We start from the raw sequence: 15,338 nt of genomic DNA, 5'->3' as shown, positions 1-15,338 counted from the left end.
GTTACCCGCCGGTCGCAGGGGCGAGAATTGTTTCGAGGTAGGCCTCGCTTTCGCCCAGGCTGATGCTGTCGTTCAGACCCTGGCGCAGGTATCTGACCAGTTGTGGCTGCAGATTGATGGCAAGGTCAGTCTCGCGATCACCACCGGCGACATAGGCACCGACACTGATCAGATCGCGACTTTGCTGGTAACGCGACCACAGCTGCTTGAAGAATTGCGCCCGGACCATGTGATCGGGCGGCACCACGGCCGGCATGACCCGGCTGATCGACGCTTCGATGTCGATGGCCGGGTAATGCCCTTCTTCGGCCAGACGCCGGGACAACACGATGTGACCGTCGAGCACGCCTCGCGCCGAGTCGGCGATCGGGTCCTGCTGGTCATCACCCTCGGATAGCACGGTATAGAACGCGGTGATCGAACCACCGCCCTTCTCCGCGTTACCGGCGCGCTCCACCAGTTTCGGCAGTTTGGCAAAAACAGAAGGCGGATAACCCTTGGTCGCCGGCGGCTCGCCAATGGCCAGGGCGATTTCCCGCTGGGCCTGGGCGAAACGGGTCAGGGAGTCCATCAGCAACAGGACATTCTTGCCCTTGTCGCGGAAATATTCGGCGATACGCGTGCAGTACATCGCCGCGCGCAGACGCATCAATGGCGCGTCGTCCGCCGGGGATGCAACCACCACCGAACGCTTGAGGCCTTCTTCACCGAGAATGTGCTCGATGAATTCTTTAACTTCTCGACCCCGCTCACCGATCAGGCCAACGACGATGATGTCGGCCTCGGTGAAGCGGGTCATCATGCCCAGCAGCACCGACTTACCGACACCGGTACCGGCAAACAGGCCCAGACGCTGACCGCGACCGACCGTCAACAAACCGTTGATACAACGGATGCCCACGTCCAGCGGTACGCTGATCGGGTCACGGTTGAGCGGGTTGATGGTCGGGCCGTCCATCGGCACCCAGTCTTCGGCCTTCATGCCGCCCTTGCCGTCCAGCGCACGTCCGGCGCCGTCCAGCACACGACCGAGCATGCTCATGCCCATCGGCAAACGACCGGTATCGGCCAACGGCACCACACGGGCACCCGGCGCAATACCGGCCACACTGCCGACCGGCATCAGGAACACCTTGCTGCCGGAAAAACCCATGACTTCGGCTTCAACCTGCGACGGGTGATAGCTGTCGTCGTTGATCACCATGCAGCGCGTGCCCATGGCGGCGCGCAGGCCTTCGGCTTCGAGGGTCAGGCCGACCATGCGCAGCAGGCGCCCTTCGAGAATCGGCGCACCGGGGATTTCGGTGGCCTCCGCATAGGTGCTCAGGCGCTTGGCGAAACTGGTGCGTTCAAGGCGCATCGGGGGCGTCCGCGAGCGGCTCGTCGGTGACAGGGGCCGGTTTCGGCGCTTCCGGCAAGTCGAGGCTCAGATCCGGTTCGGCCGGGTGCAAGGCTTGTTCGTGCAGTTGATCGAACAGCTTGGCCATGACCTGCCCGACACGGGTTTCGATGCTCGCATCGATCCGGCTGTGTTCGGTCTCGACCCGGCAACCGCCCGGCAGCAGCGACTCGTCCTCGACAATACGCCAGGTTTCCTCATGGCGTTCGCGCAGGGCTTTGACCTGCTCGAAGTCCTGCGGATTGACGTACAGCCGCACATTACCCACGCCCAGCGGCAACAGCTTAAGGGCGTCGCGCATGACGTGTTCGATTTGCGTCGAGTCGATGGCCAGTTCGCGCTGGATCACCTGACGGGCGATGTGCTGCACGAGGTCGACCAGCGACTTCTCGATCTGCGTGTCTTGTTCGGCGATGGGCTCGAACAGGTTCGCCATCAACTGCTCGAGGCTGTTGACCTTGGCGGTGAGGACCACCTCGGCTTCCTGGCGCACCTTGAGGGTGGCGCTGTGGAAACCTTCTTTTTCGCCGATGGCGAAGCCCTCGTTGTAAGCCTCCTGACGGATGCTTTCGAGTTCTTCCAGAGTCAGTGGCTGGACTTCTTCCAGCGGCACTTCTTCCATTTCCGGCGGCTCGGGCTCCGGCTCCGGCTCGGGTTCCGGTGGCGGCGGGTCGAAACTCGGGATGGCCCAGGTTTCGAAACCGCGCACGTCCCGGGCACGGATCAGGTCCGTCACATCGTCGTCGTTCTTGCCCATGGTGTTAGATCATTTCCTCGCCGCCCTTGCCACCGAGCACGATTTCTCCGGCTTCGGCCATACGGCGGGCGATGGTGAGGATTTCCTTCTGCGCGGTTTCCACGTCGCTGACGCGCACCGGGCCTTTGGCCTCGAGGTCGTCGCGCAGCAGTTCGGCAGCACGTTTGGACATGTTCTTGAAGATCTTTTCCTTGACGCCTTCGTCCGAACCCTTGAGGGCCAGCACCAGCACATCGGAGGACACTTCGCGCAACAGCGCCTGGATACCGCGGTCGTCGACATCGGCCAGGTTGTTGAACACGAACATGAGGTCTTCGATCTGACCGGACAGGTCTTCGTCGACTTCGCGGATCGAGTCCATGAGCTGGCCTTCGATCGAGCTGTCGAGGAAGTTCATGATGTCCGCCGCCCGCTTGATGCCACCCAGGGTGGTGCGCGAGGCGTTCGAGTTGCCCGAGAACTGCTTCTCGAGGATCTGGTTCAATTCTTTCAGCGCGGCCGGCTGCACGGTGTTCAGCGACGAGACGCGCAGGATGATGTCCAGACGCACCTTGTGGTCGAAGTTGCCCAGCACTTCACCGGCCTGGTCCGGATCGAGGTACGCGACCACGATCGCCTGGATCTGCGGGTGTTCGTAGCGGATCACGTCGGCTACGGCGCGCGGCTCCATCCATTTCAGGCTGTCTAGGCCGCTGGTGTTGCCACCCAGCAGGATGCGGTCGATCAGGCCGTTGGCCTTGTCTTCACCCAGGGCCTGGGTGAGCATTTTGCGCACGTAGTCGTCGGAGCCGACGCCCAGGCTGGTCTGGTCGCCGACGATGTCGACGAACTCGCTCATGACCTGCTCGACCTGCTCACGGTGGACGTTGCCCATCTGGGCCATGGCCACGCCGACTCGCTGAACCTCTTTCGGGCCCATGTGGCGCAGCACTTGTGCAGCATCGGTCGACCCCAGGGACAGCAGCAGAATCGCGGCTTTATCGACCCGGGACAGTTTGGCGACGGCGGCTCGGTTATCACTCATCTGCGTTAATCCACTCTTTCACGACCTGGGCCACACGACCCGGGTCTTCTGCCACCAGACTCTTGATTGCGTTCAACTGAGCGTCATAGCCTTCGCTCGGGCTCGGCAGCAGGATGCTGGTCGGGCCGCCGAGGCTGACGCGATCGTTGGACAGTTCACCGTCCAGACCGCCCATGCCACCCAGTTCCACGTCACCGCCCAGACCGGCCAGTTCCTTGCCTTTGCCGCCACCGGTGATGTTGTTGAGCACCGGACGCAGCACGCCGAACACCAGCACCAGGATGAACAACACACCCAGCACTTGTTTGACGATGTCCCAGAACCATGGCTGGGAGTAGAACGGAATGTCGGCAATCACTTCGCCGCGCTCGGCGGAGAACGGCATGTTGATCACGCTGACGCTGTCGCCACGGCTGGCGTCGAAACCGACCGCGTCCTGCACCAGGCGAGTGAAGCGCGCCAATTCGTCGGCGCTCCACGGCGCACGAGTGGTTTCGCCGTTGGCCGGGTTGATCTTGACCTGATCGTCCACCACCACCGACACCGACAGGCGATTCAGGCGACCCTGCTGCTGTTTGGTGTGGCTGATGGAACGGTCGAGTTCGAAGTTTTTGGTGGATTGTTGACGCTTGTCTGCCGGGTACGGCGCGAGCATCGGCTGGCCGGTGGCCGGGTCCATGATCTGCTGACCGTTGGCATCGACCAGTGGCTGGCCTGGCTGCACCATGCCGGTCGAAGCCTGGGCACCACCGGTGGTTTGCGGCGCCGAAGCCGGCGACGGCGGCTGATTGCTCAGGGCACCCGGGACGCCTTGCGGGCCATTGCTGGCGGTACGTTGTTCGTTGACCGACTGCTCGCTGCGCAGCGCCGGCTGATCCGGGTTGAACTGCTCGGCGGTGGATTCGACGGCACTGAAGTCTACGTCGGCCGACACTTCAGCCTTGTAGCGATCGTTGCCCAGTACCGGTTGCAGGATATTGTGTACACGCTGGGTCAGCATGCTTTCCATGCGACGGCTGTAATCGAACTGCTTGCCGGCCATGGTCATTTCGGAATTTTCCGCCTGATCCGACAGCAGGTTGCCCTTCTGGTCGACGACGGTGATCTGCGACTTGCTCAGCTCGGGAACGGAAGTGGCCACCAGATTGATGATGGCAACGACCTGGCCCGGCTCCAGCGAACGGCCGGAGTACAACTCGACCAGTACCGAAGCGCTTGGCTTGCGCTCGTCACGTACGAACACCGAACTTTTCGGGATCGCCAGGTGAACGCGCGCGCCCTTGACGTTGTTCAGAGCGGAGATGGTGCGGGCCAGTTCGCCTTCGAGGCCGCGACGGTAACGGGTCGCTTCCATGAACTGGCTGGTGCCCAGACCCTGTTCCTTGTCGAGAATCTCGAAACCGATATTGCCGTCGCTGGGAGTGACACCAGCAGCGGCAAGTTTCAGTCGCGCACGGGACAGGTCATCGGCCTTGACCAGCAAGGCACCGGAGTTCGGTTCAACGGTGTAGGGAATGTCGGCGGAGGCCAGGGTGTCCATGACCTGCTTGGCGTCCATACCGGCAAGGCTGCCGTACAGAGGCCGGTAGTCCGGCTGCTGCGACCACAGCACCACGGCAAAGCCAATCGCCACGCTCGCGGCCAGGCCGACCAACAGGCCCACCTGACGCAGCATGGTCATCTCGGAGAGGTTTTCCAGGAAGGACAGGCCGAACAGCGGCGGTTTGCCGTCTATCGGGGTGGCCTTGGCCGGAACGTTATCGGCGACTGCTTCTGCCATGACTCAATCTCGTCCTTAAACCGGCATCTGCATGATGTCTTGATAAGCCTGAACCAGTTTGTTGCGCACCTGGGTCAGAGCCTGGAACGACACGCTGGCCTTCTGCGAGGAAATCATCACGTCCGTCAAATCGACGCCGCTCTTGCCGATTTCGAACGCGTTGGCCAATTGGCTGGAGGCCTGTTGGGTATCGTTCACTTTGTTGATGGCCTGACCGAGCATGTCGGAAAAGCTGCTGCCTGCCACTTCAGGGACGGCGGCAGTCGATTTCGGCTTCGACATGGCGTCCATTTGCATGGCCTTCATGTCCATCATCAACCGATTAAATTCAATACCTTGGCTCATGGTCTACTCTCTTGGGCGGCCCGCAATTTTTTGACACTCACTCGGCGGGTACTCAGGTGTTAGCAACAACGGTGCCAGCTCACGGGCACCGCTTCGAGAAATGCGTTTTCAAACGTTTGCGCCACCGCTTACGTGGCGAACAGATACCCTTCGACGTCCATCCCGGCATCGCGCATCTGCGCCAGTTTGTAGCGCAATGTACGCGGGCTGATACCGAGTTTTTCGGCGGCTTCCTTGCGTCGACCGCGTTCGGTGCGCAGGGTGTCGATGATCATCTGGAACTCGCGACGACGCAGGTCATCGCCCAGCGCCCCGGCCGAATCGGCTTCGATCTCGACCTCACGAATGACGGGCGCGACCGGCATCGGCATCGCCACCGGCAAAGGCGCGAACAGCGCAGGTCCGGAGAGACAGAAATCCTGCGGCTGGATCAACCCGCCCTGCTGGAGGATCAATGCCCGCTGCACCGCGTTATCCAGCTCGCGCACATTACCCGGCCAGGGATAACCGATCAGGCACGCCTGCGCCTCGGGCGAGAACTTCGCCATCGCATGCTTCATTTTATTGACGTGCTTGGCCAACAGACGCTCCGCCAGCGGCAGGATGTCGGCGGTGCGCTCACGCAGCGGGCGCCAGGCCAGCGGAAACACCGACAGGCGATAGTAGAGGTCTTCACGGAACCGCCCCGCCGCCACTTCGCCCGCCAGATCACGGTTAGTGGTCGCGACTACACGAATATCGAGAGTGATCGGCTTGCGTGCGCCGACCCGCTCGACCTCACGTTCCTGCAGCACGCGCAGCAACTTGGCCTGCAGCCCCAGAGGCATTTCGGAAATCTCGTCGAGCAGAATGGTGCCGCCGTCGGCCTGCTCGAACTTGCCGGCCTGCGCCGCGATGGCGCCGGTGAACGACCCCTTCTCGTGACCGAACAGTGTCGCTTCAAGCATGTTGTCGGGGATTGCCGCACAGTTGATCGCGATGAACGGCTGACTCGCGCGATGGGATTGCTGGTGAATGTAGCGCGCCAGCACCTCCTTGCCGGTGCCGGACTCGCCGGAAATCAGTACGGTGGAATCGCTGCGGGCGACCCGCGCCGCCAGATCCAGCAACTGCGCACTGGCCGGCTCGACGGCCACTGGCCCTTCTGCGTCGACTGTGCCGAGATTGCCCAGAGCATGGCGCGCGACCAGGTCCAGCAGCGCCTTGGGCTCGAATGGCTTGACCAGATAGTCCGCCGCGCCCTGGCGCATGGCATCGACCGCACGCTCGACGGCGCCGTGAGCCGTCATCAGCAGCACCGGCAATTGCGGCTGGCGTGTGCGCAGCAGGCCGAGCAACTGGTGACCGTCCATGCCCGGCATGTTGACGTCGCTGACCACCAGGCTGAACGCCTCGCACTCCACGGCCTTCAGCGCCTCCTCGGCAGAACCCACGGCGTGATAGTCGTGACCGGCCAGCAGCAGCGTATCGGCCAGCGCCTCGCGCAATGAACGATCATCCTCGACCAGCAGAACCTTGATGCCCATGACCTTCACTCAGCTCCCTGTACAGCGGAAAACATCGGCAGAATCACCTGCGCGCACGTGCCGCGCCCGACCCGCGAGCGCAGCTGCAATTCTCCCTGATGCGCACGGGCCACAGCCTTGACCACGGTCAGGCCCAGGCCGGTGCCGGTGACCTTGGTGGTAAAAAACGGCTCGCCCAGCCGCGCCAGCACTGCCGGCTCGATACCGCCGCCGTTATCACTGACGCACAGGCGCAGCGTGTTGTCGCGGGTGTAGCAATGCACTTTCAGACGCACATCACCGCCACCGGCCTGAATCGCGTTTTCGATCAGATTGAGGATTGCCCCGACCAGCGTGTCGCGATTGCACAGCAACTCGCCTGCATGGCTGTCGCATTGCCAGCGAATTGGCAGATCCTGTACATGGGTCAGCGCCGCCGCCTGCAACGACTGCATCAGGGCATTGGGGGTGATGCGATCGGTCAGCGGCAATTCACCGCGAGCAAACACCAGCATGTCGCGCACCTGATGTTCCAGTTCATGCAGACGCTCCTTGAGGCGCCCGGCAAACCGCTGCTGAGTGGCGACCGGCAGCGCCTGCTCGGTCAAATGGCTGGCGTAGAGCAGCGCGGCGGAAAGCGGCGTACGAATCTGATGAGCCAGCGAGGCGACCATGCGCCCCAACGACGACAGGCGCTCGTGGCGCGCCAGTTGATCCTGCAAGTGACGGGTTTCAGTCAGGTCGTTGAGCAGCACCAACTGCCCAGGCTCGGCATCCAGCGAACGGGTGGCAATCGACAGGCGTCGACCATTTCTCAGGGAGATTTCATGACCGTCGTCTTCACGGGGCGCGAAGCAACGGGCAATGACATGGCGCCACAGCTCGCCTTCCAGCGGCAGGCCCAGCAGATCGATGGCGGCCGGGTTGGCCTCGCACACGATGCCGTGACCGTCGATGACGATGACACCGCCGGGCAACAGATCCAGGAGATTTTGCAGACGGTTGGCCAGACGTTCTTTTTCCGCCAGCTCCTGCATGCGCTGGGCGCTGACCACTGCCAGCTCGCCCTTGAGCTCGGTGACCCGCGCCTCGAGCATGCTGTAGGAATCGGTCAATTGACTCGACATCTGGTTGAACAGCGCGAACGCCTGCTCAAGACCTTGCCGACTGGCCTGCTCTACGGACGGCAGTTGCCCCGAGGACTCGGGAACAGAAGACATCTGGGAGGCTTGGGGCATTGTGCTCTCTCGCTTGGCTGACCGTCAGTTAAACGGAACGTTGCGAGGGACGTAGCAATACCCGTGCCTAAAAAAAACGGCTTATAAATGAAGCAGTTGAAAAACAGGCGTCAATCATCCGCCTGTTCATCACCTTCACGCCGGCTCATGCCGTACTTGCGCATCTTCTCCACCAGCGTGGTGCGACGGATGCGCAGACGTTCGGCGGCACGGGCCACGATGCCGTTGGCATCATCCAGCGCCTGCTGGATCAGGCCTTGCTCCAGACCACCGAGGTAGTCCTTCAGATCAAGACCTTCCGGCGGCAGCATGGCGTTGGCGGTGAAGTCCGGCGTGTGGCCGTTGATTGCCACGCGCTCTTCCAGATCGCTGCGCAGGCTGTCGACCATTTGCTCGTCTTCGTCGTCGACGTAGCGGAATTTCTTCGGCAGCTCGACCACGCCGATCACCCCGTACGGATGCATGATCGCCATGCGCTCCACCAGGTTGGCCAGTTCGCGGACGTTGCCAGGCCAGCCGTGACGGCACAGGGACATGATCGCGGCGGAGTTGAAACGGATCGAACCGCGCTTCTCGTGCTCCATCCGCGAAATCAGTTCGTTCATCAGCAGCGGAATGTCTTCGACGCGCTCACGCAGCGGCGCCATCTCGATCGGGAACACGTTCAGGCGATAGTAGAGGTCTTCGCGGAAGGTGCCGATCTCAATCATGCTTTCGAGATTCTTGTGGGTCGCGGCGATGATGCGCACGTCGACACTTTGGGTCTTGTTGCTGCCCACGCGCTCGAAGGTGCGCTCCTGCAGCACGCGCAGCAGCTTGACCTGCATCGGCAGCGGCATGTCACCGATTTCGTCGAGGAACAGCGTACCGCCGTTGGCCAGCTCGAAGCGGCCAGCACGGCTGGTAATCGCGCCGGTGAAGGCACCCTTCTCGTGGCCGAACAGTTCGCTTTCCAGCAGTTCTGCCGGGATCGCCCCGCAGTTGACCGGCACGAACGGCGCATCACGACGCTTGGAATGGTAATGCAGGTTACGCGCAACCACTTCCTTGCCGGTGCCGGACTCGCCGAGGATCAGCACACTGGCGTCGGTGTCGGCCACCTGCTGCATCATCTGGCGCACATGCTGGATCGCCCGGCTGGTGCCGACGAGGCTGCGGAACAGGTTGGGTTCGCGATGACGGCCGCGCTCGCGGGCCTGGTCGTACATTTCGCGATAGACCTGGGCGCGGTGCAGGGAGTCCAGCAATTTGCTGTAGCTCGGCGGCATTTCGAGGGTCGAAAGTACCCGGCGGCGCTGGTCTTCGGGCAAGTCCACCGAAGAATTATCGCCCATCAGCAAAACCGGAAGGAACTCATCCCAGGTCGAGAGTGTCTTTAACAGGCCCAAAAGCGCACCAGGAGCATTGACCGTCCCGATCAGTACGCAAATGACCTCACGACTAGACGACAAAGAGCCGACTGCCTGCTGCCAGTCATGGCTTCCGCAGGGTAAATTTTCTTCGCCAAGAAAATTTAAAATCACCGCCAGGTCGCGGCGGCGGACGCTATCGTCATCGATCAGCAGAATTTTGGTTTCACGCCACATGCAATAGCAACTTCCCTAGTCAACTCAATGCCCGAAACGAGGGGCAAGCGAGACGCTTGCAGGACACTTCGTGCCTGTAGACGCCTGAAATCTGAAAACAGCCACTAGTTAAGTCAAAAAACCGTGCACAGTCAAATTTATGGCGCACATGTCTGGATTAACTGAGGGTTAATTAACCAAACAGATGGTAAACCTTTGCCGCGTTCTGCGCTTGGGTGATCTGCGACATCTCGTCGACTATCGCCTGACGCTCACCCATGGCGACCTCAAGAAGCTCCTTGTAGACATGCAGCAGCTCCTCGAGATTGTCACGCAGCGCGACTTCATCCACCGAAGCCTCACTCAAGACATCTTCCATGCAGGAACGGCAATCCAGGTCGAGTTGACCGATCGCCTCCCAGTTGCGCTCGGCCAGGGCACCGACCAACGCCACTCGGGTTTCTTCGATTCGCTGCAATACAAGACTCATGGTGATCTCCTTAAAACTGAGGAGCGGGCGTAGGAGCAATGGCATCCCAGCCTTCTTTTACCGTGCTCAACAAGCCGGCAACCTCGTCCAGAATACGCGGGTCGCTACTGATGTTCGCCTCGGCAAGACGCTTCATCATGTAGATATAAAGACCGTCCAGATCAGCCAGCGTATCCGCGGAATTCTCCAGATCCAGGCCTTCACGCAAGCCGCTGACGATGCCGATGGCCTTGCTGATCGACGTGCACTTGCCGGGAATATCCTTGCGCTCGATGGCGCCTTTGGCTTGCGCGATGCGCTGCAGGCCACCTTCCATCAGCATTTGTACCAGACGGTGCGGACTGGCTTCGGACGTCTGCGCGTGAGCACCGACTTTCTGGTACTGCCGAAGGGCTAACATCGGATTCATGTTCTACCTCATTTGCCACAATGACTCGTATGACCAGTGTATCGCCAACGAGCCTGAAAACTTTAGACCACAAGACAAAAACCCGGCACACGCTCGAAAGCGTGGCCGGGTTTTTGTCGCTCTTGCATGTTACTTCGCAGATTGCTGAGCGTTCAGCGAGCTGAAGAACGACGTGATGCTGCTCGCAGTCGCCTTCATTTGCCCAACCAACAAGTCCATGGCGTTGTACTTGGCAGTCAACGTCTTGGTCAGGTTGGCAACACGCAGATCCAGTGCCAGCTGTTGACTGGTCAGGCTCTTGGCGTTGTTGTTCAGGATGGTCATACGCTGATCGAGGAGGCCTGGCGAGGTGCTGGTCGCCCCTTTCAGGTACGGATCCACCGCCTTGCTCATACGCGCCAACAGACCGTTCTTGTCGTCGGTGCCCGTGAACATCTGCTGAACCTGACCGGTCATGCCAGGCTGGGACATCGCCTTGTTGAAAGCGACCGTATCGAACGTCAGGTTACCGGTCAGCTTGTCGGTCATGACGCCCAACTGCGACAGATAGGCCATCGGACCGGTGGTGGTACCGCTCGGCATGGTCAATTGACTGCGAATATCGGCAATCAACGAACGCGGCAGAGAGTCACCCGTGAAAGCCGCCTGAACGGTCAGCTTGCCATCCTCATCCGGCGTCGCCTTGGACAGAGTGTCGATGGTGCTCTTCAGGGTGTTGTAGGCATCAACGAAGGTCTGAACCGAGGTCTGCAAACCCTTGGTGTTGGTATCCACGGTCACCGTGACCGGTGTGCCGGGCGGATTGGGAACAGTCAGCAGGTTCATCGTCAAACCACTGACGGCGCCAGTCACCGTATTGCTCTTGCTGGTCACTGTCAGACCATCGATGGTCAGCGACGCATCCGTGGCGAGCTTGCCGACCGCACCGGAATCACCGGCTGCCGGGGTGGCGCTCATCACCTTGGTGCCATCGATTTCCAGACCGGCGATACCGCTGACGGTCAAGTCATTGCCTGAGCCAGTCTTGCTCGAACTGATCACCAGACGCGAAGCGCCGGAGCTGTCCGTCACAATGTTGGCGGAAATACCATTGATACCCTGGGAGCTGTTGATCGCATCACGCGTGGTCTGCAGGGTCGCATTGGCCGGGATCGTGACATTGTAATCAGTGCCATTCTGACTGATTTTCAGGGTACCACTCGGAATGGCACTGGCAGCACCGCCGGAAAAGGATGCGCTGGCCACTTTCGAGCCGGTTGCCAGATTATTTACAACAACACTGTAAGTGCCCGAGACCGCGGTGTTATCCGAAGTTGCGCCCAGAACAGTCGGCGTGCCCGAAGTCGCCGTGTAACCGGCAAACGCAGGGTTGGTCTTGCTGCTCAGGTTGGTCATCGCTGTCTGGAATGCAGTCAGCGCACTCTTCAACGTACCGATACCGGAGATCTTCAGGGTGTTGGTTTTGGTCGTGGCATCGATCTGCGTCTGCTTCGCCGATTTGTCGGCGTTGACCAGTGCAGTAACGATCGCACCGATGTCCAGACCGGAACCCAGGCCCGAACCCGGTAAAATTGGACTTGCCATGTGCATCTCCCTTGGGGTTGTTGCCAGTCTTTTGACCCTTGTGGGGTCTAAAGAACTTCAAACACGATTCATGCCAGCTATCAGACTTTGGCGTCGAACAACACGTGACTCGCGTTGGCGAGGCTGTCTGCCAGCTTGAGAGCTTCTGCGGAAGGGATCTGTCGTACGACCTCGCCCGTCTCGCTCGCAATCACCTTGACGATGACCTTTCCAGAGTGCTCGTCGATCGAGAACTCCAGGTTGCGCTTGATCGATTGAACAAACTTCTCGATCTCCTGCACCGCCAGCTTCAATTTGGTTTCATCCGTTTCCTGGCTTTTTTTCGAGTCAGAAACAGCATCGACCGCTTGAGGCTTGGTCTCCGACGGCTTGTCAGTGACGGTATTGGCTGGCTTGGGAGCCGGATAAGTCACGTTAAGCTTTACGCTCATGTCCATGCTCATCACCTCTTAACGTGAAAAAGCGAGAGAGCACGCAAGCGCACTCCCCCGCCAAAACTCATTCCGAAATTACTGAAGCAGCTTCAGTACAGCGGAAGGCAGTTGGTTGGCTTGAGCCAGAACAGAGGTCGAAGCCTGTTGCAGGGTTTGCTGCTTGGTCAGGTTAGCAGTCTCTGCGGCGAAGTCGGTATCTTGTACGCGACCTTGTGCAGCAGTGGTGTTCTCGGTGATGTTCTGCAAGTTCTGGATGGTGCTGGTCAGACGGTTTTGCGAAGCACCCAGGCTGGCACGAGTTGCACCGATTGCAGCGATAGCGGCGTCGATTGCAGTGATCGCGTTGTCGATGTTCGAAGCGGCGGCAGCCGAAGTAGCACCGGTCAGAACAACAGTACCGCTACCTACGGACAGGCTCACGGCGTCGAACTTGGAGCTCAGTACCAGGTCGATGTGGTTAGCCGAACCGGTGTTTGCGCCAACTTGCAGGGTCACAGTACCAGCCGAACCGTCCAGCAGGTTTTTGCCGTTCAGGTTGGTAGCAGCCGAGATACGGGTGATTTCGTCAGACATCTGAGCGAATTCAGCGTTGGTAGCGGTCTGGTCAGCAGTGCCGTTGGTACCGTTACGTGCTTTAACAGCCAGTTCACGCATACGCTGCAGAATGTCGGTCGAAGCTTGCAGAGCGCCTTCAGCGGTCTGAGCAACGGAGATACCGTCGTTGGCGTTCTGGATGGCCTGGGTGTTACCGCGGATTTGCGAAGCCATACGGTTGGAGATCTGCAGGCCAGCGGCGTCGTCTTTAGCGCTGTTGATTTTCAGGCCGGAAGACAGGCGCTGCATCGAAGTCGACAGAGCGTCGGAGGCGCGGTTCAGGTTTTTCTGAACGTTCAACGACGTGGTGTTGGTGTTTACTGTTAAAGCCATGACGAATTCCTCGTTGGTTGGGTACTGCGGCTTCCGGCCCTGGCAACCGCCGGGTATGGCCTAGAGAACCTTCGTAATAGTTATCGTCGGGTTTGCAGGTTGCTTGAGGGCTTTTTTGAAAATTTTTGCCATCACCCTGCCACCCCCTAGAAAACAAAGACTTAGCAGCACCTTACCCCCGAAAAACTGACGCCATAAAACCGTCCGTGGCGCAAACCTGCGGGCCAGTGCTGTCGGCTTTCTTCAAACCGCAGAATTTTCCAGCAACCCGATCAATTCGTACTCCATGAAATCGGCGAGCCCGAGCCAGTCCTGGCGCTCCTGACAATCGAGCATTTGGGTGAGCACCTGCGCCCACGACTGCTGGATATCCGGCGAGGCGGACACCAGAAAATGCTGTGCACCTTCGAACACATCCACCATGTCCAGCGCCGCTTCGACATCACGCCCCAGGCGAAACAGGCCGGCGCAGCGCCGGCATTCGTCGACACAGCCTTGCAGCGCACTCATTGCACGAACTCCTGATTGAAACGCGTCCCGGCAATCAACGCACCTGCGCGGCTACTATTGAAAAACTCGACGTGCGGCTGACTGGCGATGTATCGCTCAAGCACACACAGATAACCGCGAAAATTGAGCTGCGTACTGACACGCTCACCGAAGCCGTCACGCACCCAGTGCCGCGCCTGATTCACCGACGGCCCCAGATCACCATCACTCCAGCCGGCGTGGGTCTTGTTCATCGGAAACGCAAAGTCAGCGCCAAACAGCGTGATCCGCGCCGCGCCCATCTTCACCGCCAGATCCACCGCCGGGTGAATCACACTGCCGCCCACATGCAGCAGCGCCCTTGGGTGTTGCTCACGCAATGCCGCATAGACCGGGCTCAGCGAATAGCCGCCGTAGCGCCTGCCCTTCCAGGCCCTCAGTACCTCAGGGTCGCTCATGGGCAGATACACCAGCGGGATGCCGTTGGACTCCTCAAAGGGCAAATGCCGAAAGCTGATGCGCTGATCAATACTCACCACGTAGTCGGGCACGATCCCGTGCTCACGCAGCGGTCGGTAAGCGGTATCGACGCAAATGAACAGTGGGCGCTCGTCTCGCTCGCGAATGGCGGCCAGTCGCTCGAAATGCTGCTCAAGGGTCGGCCCGGTGCCGATCACATAGATCTCCCGACCAGCGCAAGTGCCGAACAATTGCGCCACATCATCGTCAGCGAGCAACACCGGCAGGCAGTCCTGCAGACGCTGTTGAATGAAGGGCGACTGCGGATCGAACTCACGATTGTTGAAGCTCAGGTGCACTTCACTGACCAGACGATCACGGATCTTCGCGTTGAAGTCGTCGGCCAGCAGCATCTCCGCCGGCAAGGCAAAAAACGGCGTGCAGATGTCCGGCAGCTCACCGGCGTACAGAAGCTCTACCCGCGGATCCTCCAGCCATTGCCGCTGATCGATCAGTTGCAACACCAGGGCGAAGAGCGCGCCATTGAGGATATGCACATACAAGCGCTCAAGCCCGGCACGCTCCAGCAGCACGGTCGGCAAATCTCCGAGGCCGGTGCCATAGACGTGCAGTCGCGACTTCTCCGCCGGCAGGCTGGCAGCCTGAACCCGGGCCTCATGGACACGGTCGTGGCGACTGGTGAGCTGAATGCCGTTGATGCTCAGCGTCGAACCCAGCCCCTGCGTCAATCCGGCGTCGATCACCGAACTGTCTTCGTTCAGCAATCGCGCGAAAAGCGCCGGCCAGCGTCGCTCAATGACGTTGGCATTGGCTTGGAAAAACTCGCTCATGGCGCCTCACGCTCCTTTCAGGCAAAAAAATAGCGTTCAAGGTTACCCCTTGAACGCTATTTTTGTATCCGTCGTTTTGGGT

The 15,338-nt window shown here is 60.2% G+C and carries 15 protein-coding genes; all 15 read right to left on the bottom strand.

Annotated features, from left to right (window positions below; all coding sequences use genetic code 11):
* Position 1: 1 nt before the first annotated feature.
* A complete protein-coding gene (gene fliI / locus DLD99_RS08450; protein ID WP_085710464.1) occupies positions 2-1,360 on the bottom strand; it encodes a flagellar protein export ATPase FliI in 1,359 nt (452 codons plus the stop codon).
* Positions 1,350-2,156, bottom strand: a complete 807-nt coding sequence (gene fliH, locus DLD99_RS08445) for a flagellar assembly protein FliH (protein WP_114881897.1) — start codon at positions 2,154-2,156, stop codon at positions 1,350-1,352. Before fliH ends, fliI begins: the two co-directional genes overlap by 11 nt.
* Before the next feature lie 4 nt (positions 2,157-2,160).
* The gene (gene fliG / locus DLD99_RS08440; protein ID WP_007958288.1) at positions 2,161-3,180 is read right to left on the bottom strand and encodes a flagellar motor switch protein FliG; all 1,020 of its coding nucleotides are present in this window, start codon (positions 3,178-3,180) and stop codon (positions 2,161-2,163) included.
* Positions 3,173-4,960: a flagellar basal-body MS-ring/collar protein FliF gene (fliF, locus tag DLD99_RS08435; RefSeq protein ID WP_114881896.1), complete on the bottom strand. Its 1,788-nt coding sequence runs from the start codon at positions 4,958-4,960 to the stop codon at positions 3,173-3,175. The genes fliG and fliF overlap by 8 nt, the downstream gene beginning before the upstream one ends.
* A gap of 15 nt (positions 4,961-4,975) precedes the next feature.
* Positions 4,976-5,305 carry a flagellar hook-basal body complex protein FliE gene (gene fliE / locus DLD99_RS08430; RefSeq protein ID WP_085710460.1) on the bottom strand — a complete coding sequence of 110 codons (330 nt, stop codon included), beginning with the start codon at positions 5,303-5,305 and terminating at the stop codon, positions 4,976-4,978.
* Positions 5,306-5,433: 128 nt separating this feature from the next.
* The gene (gene fleR, locus DLD99_RS08425; RefSeq protein ID WP_114886622.1) at positions 5,434-6,831 is read right to left on the bottom strand and encodes a sigma-54-dependent response regulator transcription factor FleR; all 1,398 of its coding nucleotides are present in this window, start codon (positions 6,829-6,831) and stop codon (positions 5,434-5,436) included.
* A gap of 5 nt (positions 6,832-6,836) precedes the next feature.
* A complete protein-coding gene (locus DLD99_RS08420; protein ID WP_114881895.1) occupies positions 6,837-8,048 on the bottom strand; it encodes a sensor histidine kinase in 1,212 nt (403 codons plus the stop codon).
* A 110-nt stretch (positions 8,049-8,158) separates the two neighbouring features.
* A complete protein-coding gene (locus tag DLD99_RS08415) occupies positions 8,159-9,634 on the bottom strand; it encodes a sigma-54 dependent transcriptional regulator (RefSeq protein ID WP_003222863.1) in 1,476 nt (491 codons plus the stop codon).
* A 172-nt stretch (positions 9,635-9,806) separates the two neighbouring features.
* Complete coding sequence (gene fliT / locus DLD99_RS08410) at positions 9,807-10,103, bottom strand: flagellar protein FliT (protein ID WP_114881894.1); 297 nt, start codon at positions 10,101-10,103, stop codon at positions 9,807-9,809.
* A 10-nt stretch (positions 10,104-10,113) separates the two neighbouring features.
* Positions 10,114-10,512: a flagellar export chaperone FliS gene (gene fliS / locus DLD99_RS08405; protein ID WP_114881893.1), complete on the bottom strand. Its 399-nt coding sequence runs from the start codon at positions 10,510-10,512 to the stop codon at positions 10,114-10,116.
* A 129-nt stretch (positions 10,513-10,641) separates the two neighbouring features.
* Positions 10,642-12,096, bottom strand: a complete 1,455-nt coding sequence (gene fliD, locus DLD99_RS08400; protein WP_114881892.1) for a flagellar filament capping protein FliD — start codon at positions 12,094-12,096, stop codon at positions 10,642-10,644.
* Positions 12,097-12,176: 80 nt separating this feature from the next.
* Positions 12,177-12,533, bottom strand: a complete 357-nt coding sequence (locus tag DLD99_RS08395; protein WP_114881891.1) for a flagellar protein FlaG — start codon at positions 12,531-12,533, stop codon at positions 12,177-12,179.
* 72 nt (positions 12,534-12,605) lie between these two features.
* Positions 12,606-13,457, bottom strand: a complete 852-nt coding sequence (locus tag DLD99_RS08390; RefSeq protein WP_114881890.1) for a flagellin domain-containing protein — start codon at positions 13,455-13,457, stop codon at positions 12,606-12,608.
* Positions 13,458-13,700: 243 nt separating this feature from the next.
* A complete protein-coding gene (locus DLD99_RS08385) occupies positions 13,701-13,967 on the bottom strand; it encodes a hypothetical protein (RefSeq protein WP_114881889.1) in 267 nt (88 codons plus the stop codon).
* A complete protein-coding gene (locus DLD99_RS08380) occupies positions 13,964-15,256 on the bottom strand; it encodes a motility associated factor glycosyltransferase family protein (RefSeq protein ID WP_114881888.1) in 1,293 nt (430 codons plus the stop codon). Before DLD99_RS08380 ends, DLD99_RS08385 begins: the two co-directional genes overlap by 4 nt.
* Between the last annotated feature and the right edge of the window lie 82 nt (positions 15,257-15,338).

It is taken from the genome of Pseudomonas kribbensis, from assembly GCF_003352185.1.
GTDB classification, from domain to species: Bacteria; Pseudomonadota; Gammaproteobacteria; order Pseudomonadales; family Pseudomonadaceae; genus Aquipseudomonas; species Aquipseudomonas kribbensis.
The sequence above is the reverse complement of the archived record's forward strand: the minus strand, read 5'-3'. Positions and strand labels throughout refer to the sequence as shown.